Source organism: Trinickia terrae, from assembly GCF_005144415.1.
Taxonomy (GTDB): domain Bacteria; phylum Pseudomonadota; class Gammaproteobacteria; order Burkholderiales; family Burkholderiaceae; genus Trinickia_A; species Trinickia_A terrae.
On sequence record NZ_SWJE01000012.1, the window covers coordinates 142,068 to 164,949 of the forward strand.

General features: G+C 68.1%; 20 protein-coding genes. 10 read left to right on the forward strand and 10 right to left on the reverse strand.

Annotated elements, in window-relative coordinates:
• Positions 1-187: 187 nt before the first annotated feature.
• Positions 188-1,675: an MDR family MFS transporter gene (locus tag FAZ69_RS21860; protein ID WP_136897180.1), complete on the reverse strand. Its 1,488-nt coding sequence runs from the start codon at positions 1,673-1,675 to the stop codon at positions 188-190.
• Between the two features lie 119 nt (positions 1,676-1,794).
• Between FAZ69_RS21860 and FAZ69_RS21865 the strand changes: the two genes are divergently transcribed.
• The 5 genes from FAZ69_RS21865 to FAZ69_RS21885 are packed head-to-tail and all read left to right on the forward strand — an operon-like array spanning position 1,795 to position 7,750.
• On the forward strand, positions 1,795-2,271 hold the full coding sequence (locus tag FAZ69_RS21865) for a ferritin-like domain-containing protein (protein WP_136897181.1): 477 nt from the start codon (positions 1,795-1,797) through the stop codon (positions 2,269-2,271).
• Between the two features lie 12 nt (positions 2,272-2,283).
• Complete coding sequence (locus FAZ69_RS21870) at positions 2,284-3,285, forward strand: Vgb family protein (protein WP_136897182.1); 1,002 nt, start codon at positions 2,284-2,286, stop codon at positions 3,283-3,285.
• A gap of 9 nt (positions 3,286-3,294) precedes the next feature.
• On the forward strand, positions 3,295-3,990 hold the full coding sequence (locus tag FAZ69_RS21875) for an ABC transporter ATP-binding protein (protein WP_136897274.1): 696 nt from the start codon (positions 3,295-3,297) through the stop codon (positions 3,988-3,990).
• Positions 3,991-3,999: 9 nt separating this feature from the next.
• Entirely contained in the window at positions 4,000-6,594 is a 2,595-nt protein-coding gene (locus FAZ69_RS21880; RefSeq protein ID WP_136897183.1) for an FtsX-like permease family protein, read from the forward strand.
• A 4-nt stretch (positions 6,595-6,598) separates the two neighbouring features.
• Positions 6,599-7,750, forward strand: a complete 1,152-nt coding sequence (locus FAZ69_RS21885) for a lipocalin-like domain-containing protein (protein WP_136897184.1) — start codon at positions 6,599-6,601, stop codon at positions 7,748-7,750.
• A 25-nt stretch (positions 7,751-7,775) separates the two neighbouring features.
• Here the strand turns inward: FAZ69_RS21885 and FAZ69_RS21890 are convergent, their stop codons facing one another.
• The 6 genes from FAZ69_RS21890 to mdtD form a co-directional block, all read right to left on the reverse strand.
• Entirely contained in the window at positions 7,776-8,015 is a 240-nt protein-coding gene (locus tag FAZ69_RS21890) for a hypothetical protein (RefSeq protein WP_136897185.1), read from the reverse strand.
• Positions 8,016-8,066: 51 nt separating this feature from the next.
• Positions 8,067-8,459, reverse strand: a complete 393-nt coding sequence (locus tag FAZ69_RS21895; protein WP_136897186.1) for a UCP019853 family protein — start codon at positions 8,457-8,459, stop codon at positions 8,067-8,069.
• Complete coding sequence (locus FAZ69_RS21900) at positions 8,460-9,746, reverse strand: hypothetical protein (protein WP_136897187.1); 1,287 nt, start codon at positions 9,744-9,746, stop codon at positions 8,460-8,462.
• Positions 9,747-9,994: 248 nt separating this feature from the next.
• Positions 9,995-10,840: a GNAT family N-acetyltransferase gene (locus tag FAZ69_RS21905; RefSeq protein WP_136897275.1), complete on the reverse strand. Its 846-nt coding sequence runs from the start codon at positions 10,838-10,840 to the stop codon at positions 9,995-9,997.
• A gap of 16 nt (positions 10,841-10,856) precedes the next feature.
• The gene (locus FAZ69_RS21910) at positions 10,857-11,330 is read right to left on the reverse strand and encodes a YbhB/YbcL family Raf kinase inhibitor-like protein (RefSeq protein ID WP_136897276.1); all 474 of its coding nucleotides are present in this window, start codon (positions 11,328-11,330) and stop codon (positions 10,857-10,859) included.
• 206 nt (positions 11,331-11,536) lie between these two features.
• Positions 11,537-12,940 carry a multidrug transporter subunit MdtD gene (gene mdtD / locus FAZ69_RS21915; RefSeq protein WP_136897277.1) on the reverse strand — a complete coding sequence of 468 codons (1,404 nt, stop codon included), beginning with the start codon at positions 12,938-12,940 and terminating at the stop codon, positions 11,537-11,539.
• Positions 12,941-13,044: 104 nt separating this feature from the next.
• Here mdtD and FAZ69_RS21920 point away from each other — a divergent pair, with 104 nt between their 5' ends.
• The 3 genes from FAZ69_RS21920 to FAZ69_RS21930 all read left to right on the forward strand — a co-directional run bounded on the left by FAZ69_RS21920 (position 13,045) and on the right by FAZ69_RS21930 (position 17,139).
• Positions 13,045-13,905, forward strand: coding sequence for a LysR family transcriptional regulator (locus FAZ69_RS21920; RefSeq protein ID WP_136897188.1), 861 nt, complete (start codon positions 13,045-13,047; stop codon positions 13,903-13,905).
• A 126-nt stretch (positions 13,906-14,031) separates the two neighbouring features.
• Positions 14,032-16,050 carry a VTT domain-containing protein gene (locus FAZ69_RS21925; RefSeq protein ID WP_136897189.1) on the forward strand — a complete coding sequence of 673 codons (2,019 nt, stop codon included), beginning with the start codon at positions 14,032-14,034 and terminating at the stop codon, positions 16,048-16,050.
• A gap of 42 nt (positions 16,051-16,092) precedes the next feature.
• Positions 16,093-17,139 carry a VTT domain-containing protein gene (locus FAZ69_RS21930; protein ID WP_136897190.1) on the forward strand — a complete coding sequence of 349 codons (1,047 nt, stop codon included), beginning with the start codon at positions 16,093-16,095 and terminating at the stop codon, positions 17,137-17,139.
• A gap of 9 nt (positions 17,140-17,148) precedes the next feature.
• Here FAZ69_RS21930 and msrA read toward each other — a convergent pair whose 3' ends face one another.
• The 3 genes from msrA to msrB are packed head-to-tail and all read right to left on the reverse strand — an operon-like array spanning position 17,149 to position 20,432.
• Entirely contained in the window at positions 17,149-17,910 is a 762-nt protein-coding gene (msrA, locus tag FAZ69_RS21935; RefSeq protein WP_136897191.1) for a peptide-methionine (S)-S-oxide reductase MsrA, read from the reverse strand.
• Positions 17,911-17,957: 47 nt separating this feature from the next.
• Entirely contained in the window at positions 17,958-19,898 is a 1,941-nt protein-coding gene (locus tag FAZ69_RS21940) for a cytochrome c biogenesis protein DipZ (protein ID WP_136897192.1), read from the reverse strand.
• 30 nt (positions 19,899-19,928) lie between these two features.
• On the reverse strand, positions 19,929-20,432 hold the full coding sequence (msrB, locus tag FAZ69_RS21945; RefSeq protein WP_136897193.1) for a peptide-methionine (R)-S-oxide reductase MsrB: 504 nt from the start codon (positions 20,430-20,432) through the stop codon (positions 19,929-19,931).
• 216 nt (positions 20,433-20,648) lie between these two features.
• On the opposite strand from msrB, the gene FAZ69_RS21950 reads away from it, so the two are divergent.
• Both FAZ69_RS21950 and FAZ69_RS21955 read left to right on the forward strand, forming a co-directional pair.
• Positions 20,649-21,398 (forward strand): response regulator transcription factor, encoded by a 750-nt coding sequence (locus tag FAZ69_RS21950; RefSeq protein WP_136897194.1) that lies wholly within the window; start codon positions 20,649-20,651, stop codon positions 21,396-21,398.
• On the forward strand, positions 21,398-22,882 hold the full coding sequence (locus FAZ69_RS21955; protein WP_136897195.1) for a sensor histidine kinase: 1,485 nt from the start codon (positions 21,398-21,400) through the stop codon (positions 22,880-22,882). The genes FAZ69_RS21950 and FAZ69_RS21955 overlap by 1 nt, the downstream gene beginning before the upstream one ends.

Below are 22,882 nucleotides of genomic sequence, written 5' to 3' on the forward strand. Positions count from 1 at the left end.
CGGATCGGTATACGGGCGGCGGCGCGCGAATGGATGCGCCGTTGTCAGAAAGGTTAGGCCGGTTTGTCGGCTGGCGAAAGGATCCGGAAAGGGCCTCCGGCGCCCGCTTTCGTCTGAACTTGCGGATAGCGCTAGCTCTCTCTTTCAAGCCGCGGCTTGAAAGAGAGAAAGCCTCAAATTTCCGATCCTAAACCGCCTCGCCCGCCGACACCCGCCGCGCCTGCCCGATGCGCACCGGCGGCACGAACAGCAAGGCCGCCACCGCCGCCACGACGATCCCGAGCAAGGCCACGAAGGTCAGATGCAGCGACTGATGCAACGCGAGCCGGATCGGCTCGTTCGCGGCGAGCCTCGCCGACGACGTGTCGAGCAGCCGGCGCAGCTCGTCGGCCGTGACCGCCGCGATCCCCTTGGTGTGACCGAGCCCGTAATTGAGCACCGCACCGAAGATCGTCGCGCCCAGCGTGCTGCCGAGATTGCGCGCGAACAGGTTCGACGCCGTCGCGCTGCCGCGCTGCAGCGGGGTCACGATCTCCTGGATCAGCACGAGGCAGCAGACGCTCGACGTCCCCATCCCGAGCCCCATCACGAGCGAGCCGAGGCCGGCGGTCACCGGCGAGCTCGATGGGTTCAGCGCGACGAAGGGCAGCGCGCCGAGCGGCAGGAACACGCTGCCGCCGATCATGATGCGGCGCAGCCCGAAACGATGGAACGTGCGCGCCGCGAGCGTCGCCCCGGCGGGCCAGCCGAGCATCATCATCGTGAGCGCGAGGCCGGCGACGACCGGCGAGCGATGCAGCACGCCCTGCACATACATCGGCAGGAACGTCGTCAGGCCCATCAGCGCCATGCCGCTGAAGAGCGTCGCCACATTCGCGGCCGCGATCGGCCGGTGCGCCCAGAGCGAAAAGGAAATCATCGGGTCGGCGGCGCGCCGCTCCTGCCAAACGAACAGCACCGTGGACACGCAAAACAGCGCGAATTCGCACCACGCGCGCCGGCCGCCTGCCGCATCCGCGTCGGTCAGCGCCATCATCAGCGCGCCGATCGCGACCGTGAAGAGCGCCGCGCCCGCGATGTCGATGGAACGCCGTTCGCGCCGCTCGTCCTCGTGCAGGAACGCGACGAAGCCAGCGGCGGACGCGAGCCCGATCGGCACGTTGATCCAGAAGATCCACGCCCACGACAGGTCGCGGATGATCAACCCGCCCGCCATCGGCCCCACCACGGCCGCGATCGCCCATACGCTCGCGAGATAGCCCTGCACCTTGCCGCGCTCGTGCGCGGGATAGAGGTCGCCGACGATCGTGAGCGTCACCGGCTGGATGCAGCCCGCGCCCACGCCCTGGATCAGCCGGAACGCGATCATCGCGGGCATCGACCACGCGAATCCCGCAAGCACCGAGCCGATCAGGAAGATGGCGATGCCTGCGAGCATCACGGGCTTGCGTCCGTAGAGGTCGGCGAGCTTGCCGAACACCACCGTCATCGCCGTCTGCGCGAGCAGGAACGAAGCGAAAACCCAGCTGTACAGATCGAGGCCGCCGAGGTCGGCGACGATTTGCGGCATGGCGGTCGAGACGATCGTCGCCTCGATGGCGACCATGGCGCTCGCGGCCATGACGGACGCCACGACGAGCGGCCGGGAGGTTTGCGGTTTGCCTGACGCTGACATTGACGGGCCTGCACTCGCAACGAAAGACCGGATTATGAGCGTTTCGCCCACGCCGTGCAGAGCGTGCCTCGAAGTGCAACAATCGAATTCCTCGGCGCACCTGCCGCACGGAGGCGAACATGGCTGAGATCGACAAGGAAGCAGTCGTTGCGGTGCTGAACAAGATCCTCGAATCCGAGCTGGCGGGCGTGGTGCGCTATACGCACTATTCGTTCCTGGTGTTCGGCTTCGGCCGCATCCCGATCGTGGCATGGCTGCGGCAGCAGGCCGGCGAATCGCTCGTGCACGCCCAGCAGGCAGGCGAATGGATCACGACGCTGGGTGCGTACCCGTCGCTCGCGATCGGGCCGCTGCTCGATTCGCACACGTTCGATATCGCGTCGATCCTGCGCGAATCGCTGGAAGCCGAGAACGGCGCGCTCGAGCTTTATCGCGAGTTGCTGGCGCACGTGGAAGGCCGCTCGGTGGCGCTCGAAGAGTTTGCGCGGCAGATGATCCATACCGAGGAACTGCACGCGGGCGAAGTCGACAAGATGCTGCGCCGCCCCGGCTCCGCCGCGACGGCGCCGCATCGCGGCATGGGGCCCGCCGAATAGGCGCGGCGCGCGATGAAAACCGCGCTCGCCGCCGCAGCGATTGCTTGCGTCGCGCTCATCGCCGGCGGATTGGCCGGATTGGCGACAGCGCAGCAAGCGCCGCCCTTCGATAGCTTTGCCGTGCCTTCGGGCAGCGCGCCGCATGACGCCGCCCCGTCGCCAGACGGCACGGTCTGGTACACGGCGCAGGCGCAAGGCGTGCTCGGGCGCCTCGACCCCGCGAGCGGCAAGATCGCGCAGGTGCCGCTCGGCAACGGCTCGGCGCCGCACGGCGTGATCGTCGGCCCCGATCGCGCGGCGTGGGTCACCGACGGCGGCTTGAACGCGATCGTGCGCGTCGATGCGAAAACGCTCGCCGTCACGCGTTTTCCGCTGCCGCAAGATCGTCCCGGCGCCAACCTGAACACCGCCGTCTTCGACAAGCAAGGCCATCTGTGGTTTACGGGGCAAAGCGGCGTCTATGGCGAGCTCGATCCGCTGCACGGCAGCATGCGCGTCTTCGACGCGCCGCGCGGCCGCGGCCCCTACGGCATCTGCGTGACGCCCGACGGCGGCCTGTACTTCGCGTCGCTCGCCGGCAGCTATCTCGGCCACATCGATCCGACGAGCGGCGCCGCGCAAGTCATCGAGCCGCCGACGCCGAATCAGGGCGCGCGCCGCGCCTGGGCCGATTCGAAGGGGCGCATCTGGATCAGCGAGTGGAACGCGGGCAAGGTGGGCGTCTTCGATCCGGCGACGCGCCAATGGCGCGAGTGGAAGCTGCCCGGCAGCGATCCGCACGCGTACGCGATCTTCGTCGATGGACACGACATCGTCTGGCTCAGCGAATGGAGCGCGAACGCGCTGGTGCGCTTCGATCCGCGCAGCGAGCATTTCGACGTCTTCGCGCTGCCGCGCCAGCATGCGAACGTGCGCCAGATGATGGGCCGTCCAGGCGAAGTGTGGCTCTCCGAATCCGGCACGGATCATCTGCTGCGCTACCGCTCGGGCGCGGCGAATCCCAGCGGCGAGTGACACCCCATGATGCTGACGCTCGCCAACGTATCGAAGCACTACGACGGCCACGCGCCGCGCCAGGTGCTGCGCGGCGTCAATCTCGAACTGCGGGCGGGGGAATGCGTGGCGATCATGGGCGAGTCCGGCGTCGGCAAATCGACGCTGCTCAATCTCGCCGCCGGACTCGACCGCCCCGACGCAGGCCAAATCGTCTTCGACGGACACGACCTCGCCACGCTCGACGACGATGCCGCCACCCTGCAGCGCCGCCACAAGATGGGCTTCGTGTTCCAGGCGTTTCACGTGCTGCCGAACCTGAGCGCAGCGCAAAACATCGCGCTGCCGCTGCTCCTCAACGGGATGCGCGCGAAGGATGCGGCAGTGCGCGTGTCGTTTGCCTTGTTGTCGGTGGGTCTGGGCGGACGCGAGAACGCGATGCCGCGCGAGATGTCGGGCGGCGAACTGCAGCGCGTGGCAATCGCGCGTGCGCTCGTGCATCAGCCGCGCCTCGTGCTCGCCGACGAGCCGACCGGCAATCTCGACCACGGCACGGCCATGCGCATCCTCGCGCTTCTGCGCGAGCTCGCGCAAAAGAACGGCACGGCCGTGCTGCTCGCCACGCACTCGGCGGCCGTGGCCGCTGCCGCCGATCGCGTGCTGAGGCTCACGCCGGAAGGGCTCGAGCCTGGCGCGCCGCCTCCGGAAGCGGCCGGGGCCGCATAGGCGCAGGCGATGCGTAATCCAAGCACCATCCGTTCGCCGCAGCATTCGAGCCCGGCGCGATCGCCACGGCAGCCGGGCAACGGCGCGTACGGCGCCGCGCTCATCTTCGGGGAGATGCGCTCGCATCCGCTGCGCACGCTGATCGGCATTCTCGCGATCGCCGCCGGCGTCGCGATGGGCTACGCCGTGCAGTTGATCAACCGCGCGGCGCTCACCGAGCTGTCGGCCACCGTCAATTCGCTGATGGGCAACGCGGATGTCGAACTGCGCGGCCCGCGCGCGGGGTTCGACGAAGCGCTGTACCCGCGCATCGCACATTTGTCCGGGGTCGCGGCGGCGAGCCCGGTGGTCGAGGTCGATGCGCGCGTCGCGGGCCGCGGCGAATCGCTGAAGCTGCTCGGCGTCGACGTGTTTCGCGCGGGCTACGTCACGCCGAATCTCGTCGGACGCATCGATCGCGCCGCCGGCGACGGTCTCGACCTGCTCTCGCCCGACACGGTGTTTCTCTCGCCCGCCGCGTTGACCTGGCTTGGCCTGAAACCCGGCGACTCGCTGACCGTGCAAGCCGGGCTCGCGCAGCTCGCGCTGCGCGTGGCGGGCGTGCTGCCGGCCTCGGGCGAGGGCGTGCGGGTCGGCGTGATGGATATCGGCGCCGCGCAATGGCGCCTGCAGCGGCTCGGCACGCTGCAGCGCATCGATATCAAGCTCGAGCCCGGCGTCGACGCCGACGCGTTCGCGCGCGAGGCCGCCCCGCTCCTGCCCGCGGGCGTCGCCGCCGTCACGCCGCGCGACAACGCGCACCGCACGTCGATGCTGTCGCGCGCCTACCGCGCCAATCTCAACGTGCTCGCGCTCGTCGCGCTCTTCACGGGCGCGTTTCTCGTCTTCACGATGCAGGCGCTCGCCGTGCTGCGGCGCCGCGCGCAGTTCGCGCTGCTGCGCGCCATCGGCGTGACGCGGCGGGGCGTGCTCGCGCTCGTCGTTTGGGAAGGCGCGGCCCTCGGCATGCCCGGCGCCGCCGTGGGGCTCGCCGCCGGCTTCGCGCTCGCCGCCGCCGTGCTGCGCTTCGGAGGCGGCGATCTCGGCGGCGGCTATTTCGAGGGCGTGCAGCCGCGCGCGCAGTTCGACGCGCTGCCCGCGGCGATGTTCTTTGCGCTCGGCGTCGCCGCCGCGGTGCTCGGCAGTCTCGCGCCCGCGCTCGAAGCCGCGCGCTCGCGTCCCGCCCAGGCATTGAAGGCGGGCGACGAAGAAGCGCCTGCCGGGCGGCTGCGCACCAGGCGGGCGGCGACAGGCGCGCTCGCCGCGTTGAGCGCCGGGCTCGTCTTCACTCAAATGCCACCCGTGGCCGGCCTGCCGGTGTTCGGCTACCTCGCGATCGCACTCTTGCTCGTGGGCGGCGTGCTCGCAATGCCAGCCGTCGCGCACACGGTTTTCGCGCGCCTGCCCTGGCCGCGCCATGCGCTGCCGCAGCTCGTGCTCGCGCAGCTCGCCAACGCGCCGGGCCGGGCGGCGATCGGCCTCGCGGGGATCGTCGCGAGCTTCAGCCTGATGAGCGCGATGGCGATCATGGTGTCGAGCTTCCGCATCGCCGTCGACGACTGGCTCCAGTTGCTGCTGCCCGCGCCGCTCTACTTGCGCGCGTCGCCGGGCGGCGACAGCGGCTTTCTCGCGCCGGGCGAGCAGGCGGCCATCGCGGCGACGCCCGGCATCGCGCGCGCCGAATTCCTGCGCGCGACGCAGATCTCGCTCGATGCACGGCTGCCTCCGGTGGCGCTGCTCGCGCGCCCGATCGATCCGCGCAACCCCGCCGCGCGACTGCCGCTTGCCGCCGCGCCGCTCGTGCCGCACGCGGGCGACCCGCCGCCCGTCTGGGTCAGCGAGGCGGCAGCGGATCTCTACGGGATGCGGACCGGGCAACGGATCACGCTGCCGCTGGCGGGGCAGCGCTTCGCGTTCACCGTGGCCGGGATCTGGCGCGACTACGCGCGGCAGTTCGGCGCCATCGTGATCGACGCGAGCGACTATCGGCGGCTGACTCAAGACACGCGCGTCACGGATGCCGCGTTGTGGCTCGCGCCCGGCGCGACGCCGGCGCAGGCCATCGTGCGCTTGCGCGCCAGCGTGACCGGCGGCGGCCAGCTCGAATTCGCGCAGCCCGGCGAGATCCGCGCCGCGAGCCTCAAGATCTTCGACCGCAGCTTCGCCGTGACCTACCTGCTCGAAGCGGTCGCCGTGATCATCGGGCTGTTCGGCGTCGGCGCGAGCTTCGGCGCACAGGCGCTCGCCCGCACGCGCGAGTTCGGCATGCTGCGGCACCTGGGCGTGATGCGGCGGCAGATCGGCATCATGCTCGCGATGGAAGGCGCGCTGGTCGCGCTGCTTGGCGTGCTGTCGGGCTCGACGCTGGGCGTGGGTCTCGCGATGGTGCTCGTGCATGTCGTCAATCCCCAATCGTTTCACTGGACGATGAGCCTGCATATGCCTTGGGGGTTGGTGACGGCGCTGGCGGCGGCGGTCGTCGCCGCTGCGGCGTTGACGGCGCTCTTCAGCTCGCGCGCGGCGATGTCGGTGGATGCGGTGCGCGCCGTGCGCGACGATTGGTGAAGCCATGAGGCGGCGCACATTCCTTCTGTGGCCGTTGGCAGCGCTCCTCGCCCACCGAGCGCAGGCTCACGTGCCGGATTTTCCGGCCGTCGAAAGCGGGCATCCGCTCGTGTTTCCGCGCGACTACGGCGCGCATTCGCGCTATCGCACCGAATGGTGGTATCTGACGGGCTGGCTGCAAAGCGATGCGGACACCTCGCTTGGCTTCGAAGCGACGTTCTTCCGCTCGCGCCCCGCGCTCGACGATGCGAACCCCAGCCGCTTCGCGCCGAAGCAACTGCTGTTCGCCAACGTGGCCTTGAGCGATCCGCGCACGGGCGGCCTGCAGCATGACCAGCGCGCCGCGCGGCAGGGTTTCGGCCTGGCCGAGGCCAGCGAGGCGGACACCGCCGTCCATATCGGCGACTGGTCGCTCGAACGCGAGGCTGACGGCCTCTATCGCTTGAATGTCGACACTTCCGGCTTCGCGTTCGCCTTCACGCTCCAGCCGACGCAACCGGTAATCCTCAACGGTGCGGACGGATACAGCCGCAAAGGTCCGCTTCCAAGCGAGGCAAGCTACTACTACAGCCAGCCTTGGCTGAAAGTGGCCGGCATCCTGAAGCGCAGCGGCAAAGGAACGCCCGTGAGCGGCCACGCCTGGCTCGATCACGAATGGTCGTCGGCGGCGCTCGCTAACGAGGCAGTCGGCTGGGACTGGATCGGCATCGATCTCGACGGCGGCGGCGCGCTGATGGCCTACCGGATACGCGACAAGGCAGGCCGCAAGTTCTGGGCCGGCGGCACCCTGCGCGCCGCCGACGGCAGCACGCGCGCGCTGCCGCCCGATAGTGTCGGCTTCACGCCGCTGCGATGGTGGCGTTCGCCGCACACGGGGGCGCGCTATCCGGTGGCGATGCGGGTCGATGCGCTGGACCTGCATCTGGTGCTCGTGCCGTTGATGGACGACCGGGAGTTCGATAGCCGCGCGAGCACGGGGGCGGTGTATTGGGAAGGGGCGGTGACGGCGTTTCGGGCATCAGCTGGAACGGTCTCTCCGGCTGACGCGAACTCCAGCACCGCCGCGAGCGGCGCAGCGCGAGCGGTAAGCGCGACAAGACCGTTGGGGCGCGGGTATCTCGAGCTGACGGGGTATTTTCAGCGTCTTGATCTTTAGAGCGGGCTATCGCGCCTCACTTTTATCAAGAAGCCCACTCCGTTACCGACGGCAACTTGCCCCGCTTCCATTCCCGCATAACTTTTACCGCAGCACGGTTAAATATGTGCCCGCCTTCATCTCCGGGCATTTGCTCGATGAGCTTTACCTCGCCATTTGACTTGCAAATTTTAAACACCCCAACCCTCCCACCATCGCTTTTGAATCGATAGTTAGCAACTTCACCTTCTTCATCGATCATCTCAATGACAATGTGGAACGCCACTCTTACTCCGACATCCAACACAGATAGCAGTTAACTCAGGGACACTAAATCTCACTTTAAAAAATCCACATCGATTCGATCGACATCTATCGAGATTGTCTTGCCATTCAAATACGCAAACTCTGTCTCCAGCGCCTCATCACGAAAATTGAATCCACACGCACACAATTGACCGTCAAGTAGCTGACCGACGATCCTATAAGCAAATCCCTCCCCTCTTCTCTGAAGGCTTGATGGCCTATCACACTCAGACACCGAGATCTTGTAATCGTCGAGAATTAGAAAAGTGAAAGCAGCCAAACAGTCACTCCCCTCCCGCAAATTAGCGGGAGGATTGCTAGCAAAGCATACGAGCGCATTACCCTCCACCTCAATAACAAATTCCTCCTCTACGCTGCTGCCTATTTTTTTGATTCGAACTGTTTGGTAGTCGTCCGTCTTCATTTATTTCACTCCCGGTTCTGGGTATGGGTATCTCCATCCGCTCTGAGGCGACGGGCCAACAGTGTCGGATCGGAATGCTCTTAGTTTGCCCTGCATGTCATCACCGAGCAGGCTAAACATTTCCGCACGAGGTTTAACGTGGATTGTAGTGATGGCACCTTCTTTGTTAGTACCGACAAAGCCAAACAGGGCCTCACCCGTTCTTCCCGTATTCCGCAAAAATGAGACATAGCCGGTCCGCATTTCGTTCGTCTTCTCATATAAATAGCTGACCTCATGTCCGTTCTTAACAATATCTCGCCCAACCTGCAGATACTCTTGCGCGCTTTGTGCACGGAACTCAGCTCCGTGCTTCAAAAAGTGTTCAACCAGAAGCTTGTCGCTTGCGAAATTAGCGCCACTGAATGAACCAATGACTTTTCGCAACGCCGACGCCAGCGGTTGCGTTAGCTCACCTGTCCCCATCAGGGCGAGGCCAGCTTCGGTAAGTGCCTCAAGCCCCTTGGTTCCCGCGACCACGTGGTTCCCGGCCGCCCAGTTCGCAAGAGCCTCATCCGCGCTCTGGCCACCAATCATCTGGTAACCAAACTGCTTCACACTCTGCACCGCATCACCTGCCAGCTTACCCGCATAGGCAGCACTCGGACTTGGATCCAGCACGCCAGCATAGTCACCTGTCGCGCCACGCCTGAACGCGTCGAGTGGCGTCTCGCCTGCCCCGGGCCCCGCCACCAGCACCCCCGGCAACGGCGCATCGAACTGCGCGAGAAACGGTTCACCCGATAGCGGCGTGCTCGTCCTTGCCACCTCTCGGCTGCGTCGCCGGGTCACTTCGTTCAAGTGCCGTTCCAACGCACTGCCATTTTCCAGGCTTCGCCATCTCGGACGGAGCTGCCAGCGTCCGCCTTCCGGCACCCCGGGATACTCCATCCACTCGACCAGTTGGCGTTCCCACCACCCCAGCACTACCCAGTGCCCTCGGTCGATCTGATGCCTGAGCGCTTCCAGCCGATTGACCCGTATTGCGTGTTCGTACGCCGGCGCACGACGCCAGCTTGAGTCGAACGTGTCGTCCAGGAACTCGGCAAGCTGGTAGCCGCTGACGTGCCCCGAGTCGAACTCGATGTTCCTGTGCATCAGCGCAGCACACGCCTTGCTCTCTATCGCGTTCCACGCGGACTGCGGATCCGAGACCCAGGACGCATCTTCCGGTTCCAGGTCGCGCAAGCGGATCAATTCAGGCTGCGAGTTGAAAGTGCGGGTGCGTAGCCTCTTCGCGGCGCTCATCGGGCACGCCCCGAGCACGCCGCACGCTTAGCCTCCCGTTGAACGCGCCGCAGCGCCGCGAGTTGGATCGTGAACCGATCTATCCAACGCAGTCGCGCGTGATTCGACTTATCCATCGCTCATCTCCTTCAGCTTTTATTTTTGGAGAGCGAAACATAGTCGACCTACAACACCGGCTGCTATAGGAATAGTCCGAAACGAATGCCCTATGCTTCTTGGCTTGAAATTACCGACGCCATAAGGCCCCCTCACCCCAACTCGAACGACGTCACCCCGAACACCCGTTCGATCGCAATCGCAGGCGTCTCCTTGGTGTACATCCGCGCGGTTTCGAACACGCTCGTCATGCCGTGCCGCTCAGCCAACGCAACCGCGGCAGGGTTGGTCTCCGGCACATCGAGCACGACGACCTCGCCCGGCATGCTCGCCGCCAGCGCGCGAAAGAGCCCGGTCGCCACGCATTCGTCGTCGGCAAACAGCGGGCCGATCTTGCAGCCGGCCTGGCAGCGCCGCACGACACCGTATCCGGCCACGCGCCCCTCATCGACCGTCGCCAGCGCGACCGCATCCGGCTGCGCGATCCACGCTCTGACGAAACGCTCGCGCGCAGCGGGAAAGCACTGCCGGTCGTAAGCGAGCAGTTGCTCGAACGGCACACCTTCCGCCTCGGTCACCTGCGCACATCCGATGCCCTGCACCCGCCCCTGATATCGGATGTTGCGATAAGCCAGCTGAAAACCGGACTTCCGGTAATTCGCCTGCTGGGCGAGGACGCCATCGAGACCGACGTTGCGGTCCCCCAGGTAGCGCATGCCGTGCTGCCAGACTCGCATGCCGAAGCCTTTGCCGCGAAACCCGGGCTTGACGATATAGAGGCCGATGAAGCCAAAGCACTCGTCATAAGCGACCGCCGCGAGACAAGCCACCGGCTCGCCCCGCCAAACGCCCACGAAAAAGCCATCCGGATCGGCCTCCCAGAAACAAGCGGCATCGTGCCAGCCGGGATTCCATCCCTCCTGCGCGGCCCACTCGACAGCCAGCCCGACCTCGTCGGCCGACATCCTGCGCACGACCCAACCATCGCCGGTATCCATGTCCATGCTTCGCGCCTCAATGCTTCTGATACGTGCCGACCAGCTCGGCATGCGCGACGATGTGCCCCTGCATCGCCTTTTCAAGCGCCGCCTTGCTGGGCTTGCCGAGGTCGGGCAGCACCGTGTCGAGCGCGTAGAGCTTGAAAAAGTAGCGATGACGGCCGACGGGCGGACACGGGCCGTTGTACTGGGCGCGCTGAAAATCACTGACGCCATGCTGCGCGCCTTGCGGCGGCGCCCCGCCGCCCGCGCCTTCGGGCAACCCGCTCGCGCCCGGCGGAATGTCATAGAGCACCCAATGCACCCAGACCACCTTGGGCGCGGCCGGGTCCGGCGCGTCGGGATCGTCGACGATCAGCGCAAGGCTCTTCGCGTTGGCCGGCACGCCGGACCACGCGAGCGGCGGCGACACGTCGGCGCCCTGGCAGGTGTGGCGCGCGGGAATCCCGGCGCCGTTCTGGAAGGCGGGGGAAGTCAAGGTCAAGGACATCGCGGACTCCTCGCCGGAAGCCTCGGGCGCCGATGCGGCAAGAGCGATCAGCGCGGGCAGCAGGACGGCAATGTGGCGGCGCATGGTTTCGACAATGAGGAAAACGGGTCCGCACCGTCGGGAGCGTCGGGCGGACATGCCCCCAAATTAGTCCACGTCCGCGGCAATTTCAATAAATGAGGCAAAGACACGAGGCGCGCCGGGAATCAGCGCCCCGCCCCCTGCGGCGCGCGGCGAACGGCCCGCACCGGAGCCGGCTCGTTGTCGATGCGGCGGAACACCAGCGCCGAGAGCAGCGTGATGACGCCGACGCACACGAAGCTGAGCCGGAAGCCCATCGCGGACGAGCTCCATTGCGCCGAGAACACCTTCACGAGCCCGCCGCCGATCGATACGCCCAACCCCATCGCCAGCATCTGCACCATCGAAAACAGGCTGTTGCCGCTGCCCGCATCGGCGTGCGACAAGCCTTTCAGCGTGACGCTGTTCATCGCCGCGAACTGCATCGAGTTGGCCGCGCCGAACACGGCGAGCACGGCGATCTCGACGGCAAGCGGTGTGCCCTTCGAGATCAGCGCGAACGCCACGATCGCCCCACCGACGACGAGCGTGTTGACGAGCAGGAACGTGTCGTAGCCGTAGCGCTTGATGAGCGGCGCGATCCAGCGCTTGGCGACGGTGCCCGCGAGCGCGGCGGGCAGCATCATCAGGCCCGAGTGCAACGGCGTGAAGCCGAGCTGCAATTGCATCAGGAGCGGCAGCAGGAACGGCACCGCGCTCGAGCCGATCCGGCAGACGAGATTGCCGATCAGGCCAACGCTGAAGTTCGGTTCGCGAAAGAGCGCGAGCCGGAACAGCGGATTGTTGCGGCGCTGCGCATAGGGGATGTACGCAAGCGCCGCGGCGAGACCCAGCGCGAAGAGGCCTGCGGACCACGCTGCGCGATGCTCGTGCACGGGCGCATCGGTGGCGAGCGAGAACGCGATCATCGCGAGCGAGAGCAGCGCGCAGCCGAAGATGTCGAACGGCGGCGCCTCGCTGCCCGACGTATCGCGCGGCAGATAGCGATGCACGGCCCACAGCCCGAACGCGCCGATCGGCACGTTGATGAGGAAGATCCAGTGCCACGAGATCGATTCGGCGAACCAGCCACCGAGCGTCGGGCCGACGATCGGCCCCACCTGCCCCGCGATCGACACGAACGCGAGCGCCGACACGTATTGCTCGCTCGACACGCTGCGCAGCACCGCGAGCCGCCCGATCGGCAGCAGCATCGAGCCGCCGACGCCCTGCAGCACGCGTGCGATCACCAGTTGGTTCAGCGTATGCGCGCTCGAGCAGCAGACCGAGCCGAGCACGAAGATCAGGATCGCGGCGAAGTAGACGCGGCGGGTGCCGAAGCGGTCGGCGAGCCAGCCCGAGGCGGGCGTGAGGAGCGCCATCGTGAGGGTGTAGCCGACGACGATCGGCTGCATCGCCAGCGGAGATTCGGCGAGGCTCTGCGCGATGGAGGGAAGCGCGGTGTTGACGATCGTCGTATCGAGGGCCTGCATGAAAAAGCCCGTGGCGACGATCCAGAGTAGCGCGGTTTGTGAGGATTCCTTGTTCATCATGGAGGTTTCTTTCAGCTACCGTCATGATATTGACATCGCCGTCAATCGGGAACCCCGCTAACGGCGTTGACTGTCATCGGATTTGCCGATAACAATGGCGCATGCTCAATCCCACCTGGCTCAAGACCTTCGCGACCGTGGCGGCCTGTCACAGCTTCACCGAGGCCGGACGGCAGCTCGACCTCACGCAGTCGAGCGTCAGCGAACACATCCGCCGCCTCGAAGAAAGCGTGGGGCGGCGGCTCCTCGTGCGCGACACCCATTCGCTCGCCATGACGCCCGACGGCGAGGCGATGCTTGCGCACGCAACCGTCATCCTGCAGGCGATCTCGCGCGCCGAGTCGCAGTTTCGGGGGCCGCGCCTCAAAGGCCGGGTGCGCCTCGGCTCGTCGGACGACGTCGCGCTCGGGCCGCTGCCCACGGTGCTGGCCGCGTTTCGCAACGCGCATCCCGACGTCGAGCTCGAGATCACCATCGCCATGACAGGCAAGCTCTACGAGCTGCTCGATGCAGGGTCGATCGACCTGATGGTCGGCAAGCGCCGCGTGGGCGGGCGGCGCGGCGTGCCGCTCTTCACCTCGCGGCTGGAATGGCTCGCGAAAGCGGGCACGCTCGTCGATCTCACCCAGCCGCTGCCGCTCATTCTCGTCGCCGAGCCGAGCGTCACGCGCCCCGTGGTGCTCGACGCGCTCGCCGAAAAAGGCGTGCGCTGGCAACTGGTGTGCACGAGCAGCAGCCACGCCGGATGCGTCGCCGCGGCGCGCGGCGGGCTCGGCATCACGGTGCGCTCGGAATACCTCGCCGCGCGCGGCCTCGCGCCGCCCGTCAACAGCGCGAGCCTGCCGACGCTGCCCGACGTCGAATTCATCTCGCTCGCGGCCAGGCGCTTGAGCCGCCCGGCCGGCACGCTGCTGCAACTGCTGCAGGACAGCGATCTGCGCGGGGCCTGGATCGGCGAGTGAAATGCGGGCTCGATGCGGTGCGCGGGCCCCGTCCGGCAAGCCCGGCGACGCCGTATTAAAGTAACGGGACCCGCCGGCCCGCCGCTTGCCCGGCTTGTTCGAAACGCCGGTCCGCCGGAGACCCAGATGGAGCATGCGTACGCCGACCTCCTGCACCTGCTTGCGGACCATGCGGGCTGGGCGCTGGCCGTCGTGTTCCTCGCTGCGTTCTTCGAGGCCGTCGCCGTCATCGGCACGTTCGTTCCCGGCAGCTCGATCCTGTTCGTTTCCGGGGCGCTTGTCGGCACCGGCGCCTTGAACCTTGGGTGGCTGTTCGTCAGCGCGATCGCGGGCGCGGTCTGCGGCGACGGCCTCAGCTACTGGCTCGGCCACCGCTATCGCGACACCATCGCGTCCCGCTGGCCCTTCAGCACGCATCCGAACATCCTCGAAACAGGGCGCCAATACTTCGCGAAGCACGGCGCCCTGAGCGTCGTGACCGCGCGCTTTTTCGCGCCGCTGCGGGCCATCGTGCCGGTCGTCGCGGGCATGCTGGGCATGGCGCCCGCGCGCTTCTACGCGATGAATGCGCTTTCGGCGCTCCTGTGGGCGCTCGCCCATATCCTGCCGGGCGTCGTGTTCGGCGCATCGCTCGAGCTCGCGGGCGCGGTCTCGTTCCGCCTCGTCACCGTCATCGCGATCCTCGCCGTCGCGTTGTGGATCAGCGTGCGCGGCGTACGTCTCGTGCTCGATCACGCGCGCAACTGGGCAACCTCGTCGCGTCTTGCGCTGATGCGCTGGGCGGGCAAGCGCAAGGACACAGCCGGCCGCATCGTGACGCAGATGCTCGACCCGGCCCGGCCGGTGATGGGCACGCTCATCGCGCTCACGGTGCTCGTGCTCGCCGCGGCAGCCGTTTTCTTCGGCGTGTTCGAGGACGTCATCAGCGGCGACCCGCTCGTGCAAATCGACCTCTCCTCGTACCGCTATCTGCAGTCGATCCGCTCGCCTTGGGCCGACACCGTGTTCGCCGTGCTGGCCACGCTCGGCGCCGTGCCGACGCTCATCGCCCTCGTCGCGACCGCCACGCTGCTGCTGGCCTACGAGCGCCGCTGGCGCAGCGTCGCCTATTGGCTGACCGCAGTGGTGTTCTCGCAGATGCTGATCCTCGCGATCCAGCTGAGCGTCCTGCCCGCCGCCCCGGCGCACGCGGGCGCCGGCATCTATTCGTTTCCGAGCAACCACGTCGCCGCCACGGTCACGATCTACGGATTTCTCGCCTTCCTGCTGACGCGCCGGGTCGGCCGCGTTCAGGGCATGGCGGTGACCGCGGCCGCGACCGCGATCATCGTCGCCGTCGCGTTCGCCGGGCTCTATCTCGGGCGCTTCTCGATCTCGGACGCGCTCGGCGGCGCGGCCTTCGCGGCGATCTGGGTGGCGCTCGCCGCGCTGGTCAGCGTGTGGCGGCATCCCGCGCCGCCCCGGGCCCATCCGCACATGCCGGCGGTGTTCCTCGCCGTGATCGGCGCGTGCGTCGTGTGGCAGGCAGGCGGCAGCATCGCGGGCATCGCCGCCTCCGCCGAGCCGCCGGCGCCGCCCATCGTCGTGACCGAGGCGAAGTGGGCCGACTCGGCATGGAAGATCCTGCCGTGCTACCGGTCCGACCTGATCGGCGACCGCAGGGAACCCCTCACCGTGCAATGGGCCGCCGATCCGGCGCAGATCGAAGCGCAGCTGAAGAGCCGCGGCTGGGTCGAAGGCATGCGGCTGACGACGAAGAGCCTGCTGTCGCTCGTCTCGCCCGACGTCTCCGCGATGGACCTGCCCGCGCTGCCGAAGCTGAACAACGGCGAGCCGTCGGCGCTCGTCTTCACGCGCTCGCGCGCCACGCGCGAAGAACGCGACGTGCTGCGCTTCTGGCCAACCGATTACGCGCTCGCGCAGCGCGACGGCGGGCCCCGGCCCATCTGGGTCGGCTCGCTCGTGCACGAGCGTCTGCTGCGGCCGTCGTGGCCGTTCAACATCGTGCGTACCGACAGGCAGCTGGACCGCCTCGTCGCGGCCCCGGAGCCGGGCCAGACGGCGGGATGGCGCGCGCTCGAAGTGGCGCGGGGCATCGGGTGCGACGGCGTGCCCGTCGACCTGCTGTCGTCGGACGCAAGATAGCGCGCCGCCCTGAGAACGCAGAGATCACCGGAATCGCAGCAAATGAACGCCCTCTCTACTTCGGCCATTGCGAATTGGGGCGCAGCCGCCGTCTTCCTGAACGTGCTGCTGACGCGGCTCGGCGTGCCGATACCCGCGGTGCCGACGCTGGTGGTCGCGGGCACGGCGATCGCGAGCGGCGCGCTGCCGTTCTGGTCCGCGCTGCTGGGCGCGGTGGCGGGCGCGCTCGCGGGCGACGGCGTCTGGTTCGCCGCGGGACGCCGCTACGGCGAGCGCGTGTTCGACGCCTTGGGGCGGCTCTCGCCCCACATCGAGGTCCCCGTCCGGACGGCGCGCTCGCTCTTCGAGCGCTTTGGCGTCTCGCTCACGGCGGTGTCGAAGTTCGTGCCGGGCCTCGCCTTCATCACGCCGCCGCTGATGGGCACGACGCGCGTCGATGCGCGCATCTACGTGGCCTGGGACTTGGCGAGCGCAGCCTCGTGGGCCGCGTTCTGGCTGCTCGGCGGCGTGCTCGTGCACAAGGAGCTGCATCTGCTGCTGAGCGTCGTGAGAGCGCATGACGCCACGCTCATCGACGTCGCCGCCGCAGTCCTGGCGGGATACTTCGCGCTGCGCCTCGTGCAGCGATGGCGCGTGCGGCGCTGGATCGCGCGCAGGCGGCGTGCGCTGGCATCGGCGGCGCCGGAGGCGCACGCAGCGGCGCCTGTCATTCTCGATGCGCGCGCCGAGCCGATCCGCAGCCTCGCGGCTCATCGCATTCCGTGCGCGCGGCCGCTCGACTTGAGCTCGGCCGACAAGGTGGATGAAGCGCTGATGGCCGACGACGCCGTCGTCTATTGCGTCTGCTCCGATCATGCGAGCGCGCGCGAGGTCGGGCGGAAGATGCGCGAGAAGGGGTTCACGCGCGTGCGGACCGTGAAAGGCGGTCTCGATGCGTGGCGGCGGCGCGGCTATCCGATCGAGACGCCGCCCGCGGTTGGCGACGGGGCGGATGAAGTTCGCTCGCCGGATGCGCCACATGAGCCCGCGCATGAAAACGAGCCGATGACCGTTCGATGCATCGCGCCCAAACGGCCATCGGGTTCGTGATGCTGACTTTTACGCACCGCCGCCGTTCTTCGCGTACAGCACCGGCGAATCGACGTACAGCTTGGGGTACTGCGACTTCAGCGCCGCCACCTTCGGCATATCGTTGATGACGATGTACGGATAGTCGGGGTGGTTGACCAGGAAGTCCTGGTGATAGCCTTCGGCCGGATAGAAGCTCTTGCCCATCTCGATCTTCGTGACGATCGGCGACGAGAACGCATGCGCGTTCGTCAACTGCGCGATATAGGCGGTCGCGATCGATTTCTGCTGCGCATCGGCCGGAAAGATCGCCGACCGGTACTGCGTGCCGGTATCGGGCCCTTGCCGGTTCAGCTCGGTCGGATCGTGCGCGACCGAGAAGAAGATCTGCAGCAGCCGGCCGTAGGTGATCTGCGTCGGATCGTAGACGATCCGCACCGATTCGGCGTGGCCCGTATCGCCCTCGCTGACGGTCTCGTACTGCGCCGTCGAAGCCGCGCCGCCCGCATAACCCGCGGCGACCTGCTTGACGCCGGCCACGTGCTCGAACACGCCCTGCACGCCCCAGAAGCAGCCGCCCGAGAACACGGCGGTTTCGGTGCGGCTCGCGCCGGGTCTCTCGTCGAGCGTCGGCGCGGGCAGCGGTTTCGCGCTCCCTGCAAGCGCGGCCGGCTGCCAGCCGAACGCGACGGCGGCTACCGCGCCGATCGCGGCGGCGGCGGCGACGATCCGCGTCGTCAGGCGAAGCCGCGCGCGCGGCGCGGACGATGCGGTCTGTTGGGACGATTTCATGGTCTGGTCTCCTTATGGAAATCGAATGGGGGGGAAGGTCGCCGCGCTCAACCGAACGTAAACGCGAAGGCCTGCGCGCCGGGGTCGAGGAATTCGATCGAGAACGTGTGATCGGCGATCGGGCCGGACTGACGGATCAACTGATAGAGCTGCTGGCCGGTCACCGTGCCGATACCATCGGCGTTGACGTCGGCGCCATGCGAGGCGCCCGGCGCGGTGCCGTCGATGGTCACGCGAAAGCGCACCGGTGCGCCGTTCTTGCCCGGGCCGAGCACGAGGTTCAGATCGCGCGCATGGAAGCGGTAGACGATCCGGCCGCCCGGCTTCGCGAGCGTCGCCTGTTCGTCGCCGACCGTCCAGGTGCCGGCAAGGCCCCAGTCGTCGAGGCCGGGCTGCGCGGGTGCCGCGTAGTTGCGCTCGCGGTCGTGCAACTGGCCGCCCGGCGACGCGAAGTGCTCGGCGCGCGCATACCCTACATAGGTTTCCGGCGAACGCATGTCGGCGTCGTCCGCGGCGGCCTGCGCACCGCTGGCCACCGGGCCGTCGATGCCGATCGGGACTTGTGCCGCGTCCGGGTGGCCGGCCTCGACCAGCAGCTGCTGGATCGCGCGTTCGGATTGCACGTAGTCGCCCTCGCCGAAGTGGTGGTAGCGGACCTGGCCCTGCGCGTCGATGAAGTAGTGCGCCGGCCAGTATTCGTTGTTGAAGGCGCGCCAGATCGAATAGCCGTTGTCGATTGCGACCGGATAGGTCACGCCGAGATCGTGCGTGGCCTTCTTCACGTTGCCGATGTCGCGCTCGAATGCGAACTCGGGCGCGTGCACGCCGATCACGACGAGTCCGTCGTTCTGGTACTTGCGTGCCCAGGCCTTCACGTACGGCAGCGTGCGCAGGCAGTTGACGCACGAGTAGGTCCAGAAGTCGACGAGCACGACCTTGCCGCGCAACGACGCGTTCGTGAGCGGCGGCGAGTTCAGCCACTCGGTCGCGCCGGCCAGCGACGGCGCCTCGCCCTCGACGGGCAGCGCCGGCGCCGACACGTGCAGCATGGCCGCGTTCTGGCGCGCGGCGGCCGCAGTCATCGACGGGCCGTTGGCGTCAGCCGGATTGGCACCCGCACCACTGGCGGCAGCGCGCATGGCGTCACCGGCGGCCATCATCGAAGGGCCGTTGCCGCTGGCCGCCGCGGCCGCGTCATTCGCCGCCGTCATTGCCGGACTGTTGGCGTCGGCAGGCGCGCCGCGCATCGCATTGCCGCGCGGCGCGAGCCTGTCGACGAGCGACTGTTCGAGCCCGCCCGTCGCGATCGTCGAGACTTGCGTCAGCACGCCTGTATCAAGGCCGAGCGCGATCGCGCCGACGCCGCCCAGCATCGCGACGCCGAGCCCGCGCCGGACCCATTCGCCGGCGCCGAGCGAGCGCTTCATCGCCGCGAACACCTTGCCGCCGATCAAGAGCGCAGCGGCAAGCGAAGTGGCCGCGCCGGCCGCGTAGGCGGCCAGCAGCAGCGTCGTGCCGACGCTCGCGCCGCGCAGCGCGGCGCCCGTCAGCACGAGACCGAGGATCGGGCCGGCGCAGGGCGCCCACAGCAGGCCGGTCGCGACGCCGAGCAGCAGCGACGGGCCGATGCTGCCGCGGCCGCCGTTCTCGGCCGACGAGGCGACGCCGCTCAGACGATTGCCGAGCGCGACGAGCGGGCGCGTCAGACGTTCGGCGAGGCTCGGGAACAGCAGCGTCAGGCCGAACACGCCGACCAGCGCGATCGCGATCCAGCGGCCGGCCTGGTTGGCCTGCGCGATCCAGCCGCCGCCGACGGCGGCCAGCGTCGCGACGGCAGCGAACGTGACGGCCATGCCGGCCAGAAGCGGCAGGCCGTTGCGCACGAACGGCCGGTCCGCGCGGGCGAACACAAAAGGCAGCACCGGCAGGATGCACGGGCTCACGATGGTGAGCACGCCGCCGAGATAAGCGAGGATGAGGAGCAACATGGCGTGGTCCTTCTGAAGGGAGGGCGGCGCTCAGGCCGGCGACGGACTGAACGTCATCGCCGTGCCGTTCATGCAGTAGCGCAGGCCGGTCGGCTTCGGGCCGTCGTCGAAGACGTGGCCGAGGTGGCCGGCGCAGCGGCGGCAATGGACCTCGGTGCGGACCATCCCGAACGAGGTGTCGGCCTCGGTGACCACGGCATGATCGAGCGGCGCCCAGAAGCTCGGCCAGCCCGTGTGGCTGTCGAACTTGGTCTTCGAGGAGAACAGGGCGAGCCCGCAGCCGGCGCACGAGAAGGTGCCCGAGCGGTGCTCGTCGTTGAGCGGGCTGCTGAACGGGCGTTCGGTTCCCGCCTCGCGCAGGATTGTGTATTGTGCGGGCGTGAGGCGCTTGCGCCATTCGGCATCGGAGAGAATCAGCTCGGCCGGCGCGGCCGGCTTCGGGGGCTGTTGCGCGAACGCGCCGTTGCGCGTGAGCGCGGCGGCGGCGCCGGCGAACGCGGCGCCGGTCAGCAGGAAACGTCGGCGGCTGGTCATGATGGGCTCCTGTCGGACGGGGTGACTTGCCGCACAGCGTACGGCCCCGGCGGTCGCGAAGTCCTCACGGAAAGTTAAAGATTTCGTGATAACTCGGCGAATTCGGCGGCGCGAATGTTCACGAAACCGTGACGACTTGCCGGCGCGAATGCCGGAGAATCGTCGTACCGGCGGCCGGTCGGCGCCGTGTGACTTGCTTGCTATTTCCTGACGCGTATGGACTCACAGAAACGCATCCTGATCGTCGAAGACGACGCCGACATCGCCGACGTGCTCGCGCTGCACCTGCGCGACGAGCGCTACGAGGTCGTGCACTGCGCGAACGGCGACGACGGTCTGCGCCGTCTCGAACAAGGCAACTGGGACGCGCTGATCCTGGACCTGATGCTGCCCGGTGTCGACGGCCTCGAGATCTGTCGCCGGGCGCGCGCGATGGAGCGCTACACGCCGATCATCATCATCAGCGCGCGCTCGAGCGAGGTGCACCGGATCCTCGGCCTCGAACTCGGCGCCGACGACTACCTCGCCAAGCCGTTCTCGATGCTCGAACTCGTCGCGCGCGTGAAGGCGCTGCTGCGGCGCGTCGAGGCGCTGTCGCGCGACACGCGTCCCGACGCCGGGCGCGTCGACGTGGGCGGGCTGACGCTCGATCCGCTGACGCGCGAGGCCGCCGTCGACGGCGCACCGATCGACCTGACGCCGCGCGAATTCGACCTGCTCTATCACTTCGCGCGCCATCCGGGCAAGGCGTTCTCGCGCAACGACCTGCTCAATGCCGTCTGGGGCTATCAGCACGAGGGCTACGAGCACACCGTCAACACCCACATCAACCGGCTCCGCGCCAAGATCGAGGCCGATCCGGCCCAGCCGGCGCGCATCCTGACCGTCTGGGGGCGCGGCTACAAGCTCGTCGCGCCGGGGCCGGCCGCCGCGTCCGAACCGCCCGGCGCGGGCAAGGAGGCATGATGCGCCGCCTGACCCTGACGCAGCGGCTCGCCGTCGCTTTCTCGGTGCTGCTGCTCGCCTGCTGCGGCGCATCCGCGTGGATCCAGATCCGCGCCAGCGACATGCACGAGAAAGAGGTCGTGCAGCGGCTCTCGCGCGATCTCGCCGGGCATATCGCGCTGAGCGCGTCGCTGATGGACGACAACGGCCTGCGAACCGACGCGGTGCGGCAACTGTTCGGGCAACTGATGAGCGTCAATCCGAGCGTCGAGGTCTATCTGCTCGACAACGAGGGGCGCATTCGCGGCGACGATGCGCCGCCCGGCCGCGTCAAGCGCGACCGCGTCGATCTCGCGCCGGTGAAGCGCTTCCTCGCCGGCAAGCCGCTGCCGATCCTCGGCGACGATCCGCGCAGCCTCGACGCGCGCAAGGTGTTCAGCGCGGCGCCGCTGCAGCTGCCGGGCCGCGCGCCGTCGGGCTATATCTACGTCGTGCTGCTCGGCGAGGCGCACGACGAACTGGCGGCGCGCGTGGCGGCCAGTTCGGTGCTGCGCACGACGCTGTGGTCGATCGCGCTCGTCGCGCTGCTCGGGCTGCTGGCCGGGCTGACCGCATTCGGGCTGATCACGCGGCCGTTGCGCCGCTTCGCCGACGCGATGCGCCGCTTCGATGCGAACGGCGAGCCCGACGCGCAGCCGCCGCTGCCGCATTCGTCGGCGGCCGGTGCGCGCGACGAGATCGCCGTGCTCGAAACCACCTTCGAGCAGATGGCCGACCGGATCGGCGAGCAGTGGCGCGAGCTGAAGCGACAGGACCAGCAGCGGCGCGAACTGATCGCGAATCTCTCGCATGATCTGCGCACGCCGCTGACGTCCTTGCACGGTTATCTGGAGACGCTCGCGCTCAAGGGCGCGACGCTCGAGGCCGGCGAACGCGACCGTTATCTGTCGATCGCGCTCGCGCAGAGCGAGAAGGTCGGCCGCCTCGCGCGAGCGCTGTTCGAGCTGGCGCGGCTCGAATCAGGCCTCGTGCAGCCAGCGATCGAGGACGGCTCGCTGGTTGATCTCGTGCAGGACGTGTTCGCCAAGTTCGAACTGACCGCGAAGGCGCGCGACGTGACGCTCGACGCGCGGATCGAGCCGCGCCTGCCGAACGTCCATGCCGATCTCGGCATGATCGAGCGCGTGCTGACCAATCTGCTCGACAACGCATTGCGGCACACGCCCGAGGGCGGGCATGTCGCCGTCGAACTGGCCACGCGCGACGGCGACGTGACGGTGACCGTGCGCGATACCGGGCCTGGCGTGCCGGCGGCCTTGCGCGAGCGCCTGTTCCGGCGCCCGGTGGGATCGTGGGAGGTGGCGCCCGGCGACGCGCATCGCGGCGGGCTCGGGCTGCTGCTCGTGCAGCGGATGCTGCAACTGCACGGCAGCGAGGCGCGGCTCGTCGACGAGCCGCGCGGCGGGGCGGTGTTTACGTTCGCGCTGCGGGCGGCGGGGCGCTGA

Coding starts and splice junctions, on each gene's coding strand:
- FAZ69_RS21860 (WP_136897180.1), bottom strand. CDS start 1,675: ATGTCAGCGTCAGGCAAACCGCAAACCTCCCGGCCGCTCGTCGTGGCG.
- FAZ69_RS21865 (WP_136897181.1), top strand. CDS start 1,795: ATGGCTGAGATCGACAAGGAAGCAGTCGTTGCGGTGCTGAACAAGATC.
- FAZ69_RS21870 (WP_136897182.1), top strand. CDS start 2,284: ATGAAAACCGCGCTCGCCGCCGCAGCGATTGCTTGCGTCGCGCTCATC.
- FAZ69_RS21875 (WP_136897274.1), top strand. CDS start 3,295: ATGCTGACGCTCGCCAACGTATCGAAGCACTACGACGGCCACGCGCCG.
- FAZ69_RS21880 (WP_136897183.1), top strand. CDS start 4,000: ATGCGTAATCCAAGCACCATCCGTTCGCCGCAGCATTCGAGCCCGGCG.
- FAZ69_RS21885 (WP_136897184.1), top strand. CDS start 6,599: ATGAGGCGGCGCACATTCCTTCTGTGGCCGTTGGCAGCGCTCCTCGCC.
- FAZ69_RS21895 (WP_136897186.1), bottom strand. CDS start 8,459: ATGAAGACGGACGACTACCAAACAGTTCGAATCAAAAAAATAGGCAGC.
- FAZ69_RS21900 (WP_136897187.1), bottom strand. CDS start 9,746: ATGAGCGCCGCGAAGAGGCTACGCACCCGCACTTTCAACTCGCAGCCT.
- FAZ69_RS21905 (WP_136897275.1), bottom strand. CDS start 10,840: ATGGATACCGGCGATGGTTGGGTCGTGCGCAGGATGTCGGCCGACGAG.
- FAZ69_RS21910 (WP_136897276.1), bottom strand. CDS start 11,330: ATGTCCTTGACCTTGACTTCCCCCGCCTTCCAGAACGGCGCCGGGATT.
- mdtD (WP_136897277.1), bottom strand. CDS start 12,940: ATGAACAAGGAATCCTCACAAACCGCGCTACTCTGGATCGTCGCCACG.
- FAZ69_RS21920 (WP_136897188.1), top strand. CDS start 13,045: ATGCTCAATCCCACCTGGCTCAAGACCTTCGCGACCGTGGCGGCCTGT.
- FAZ69_RS21925 (WP_136897189.1), top strand. CDS start 14,032: ATGGAGCATGCGTACGCCGACCTCCTGCACCTGCTTGCGGACCATGCG.
- FAZ69_RS21930 (WP_136897190.1), top strand. CDS start 16,093: ATGAACGCCCTCTCTACTTCGGCCATTGCGAATTGGGGCGCAGCCGCC.
- msrA (WP_136897191.1), bottom strand. CDS start 17,910: ATGAAATCGTCCCAACAGACCGCATCGTCCGCGCCGCGCGCGCGGCTT.
- FAZ69_RS21940 (WP_136897192.1), bottom strand. CDS start 19,898: ATGTTGCTCCTCATCCTCGCTTATCTCGGCGGCGTGCTCACCATCGTG.
- msrB (WP_136897193.1), bottom strand. CDS start 20,432: ATGACCAGCCGCCGACGTTTCCTGCTGACCGGCGCCGCGTTCGCCGGC.
- FAZ69_RS21950 (WP_136897194.1), top strand. CDS start 20,649: ATGGACTCACAGAAACGCATCCTGATCGTCGAAGACGACGCCGACATC.
- FAZ69_RS21955 (WP_136897195.1), top strand. CDS start 21,398: ATGCGCCGCCTGACCCTGACGCAGCGGCTCGCCGTCGCTTTCTCGGTG.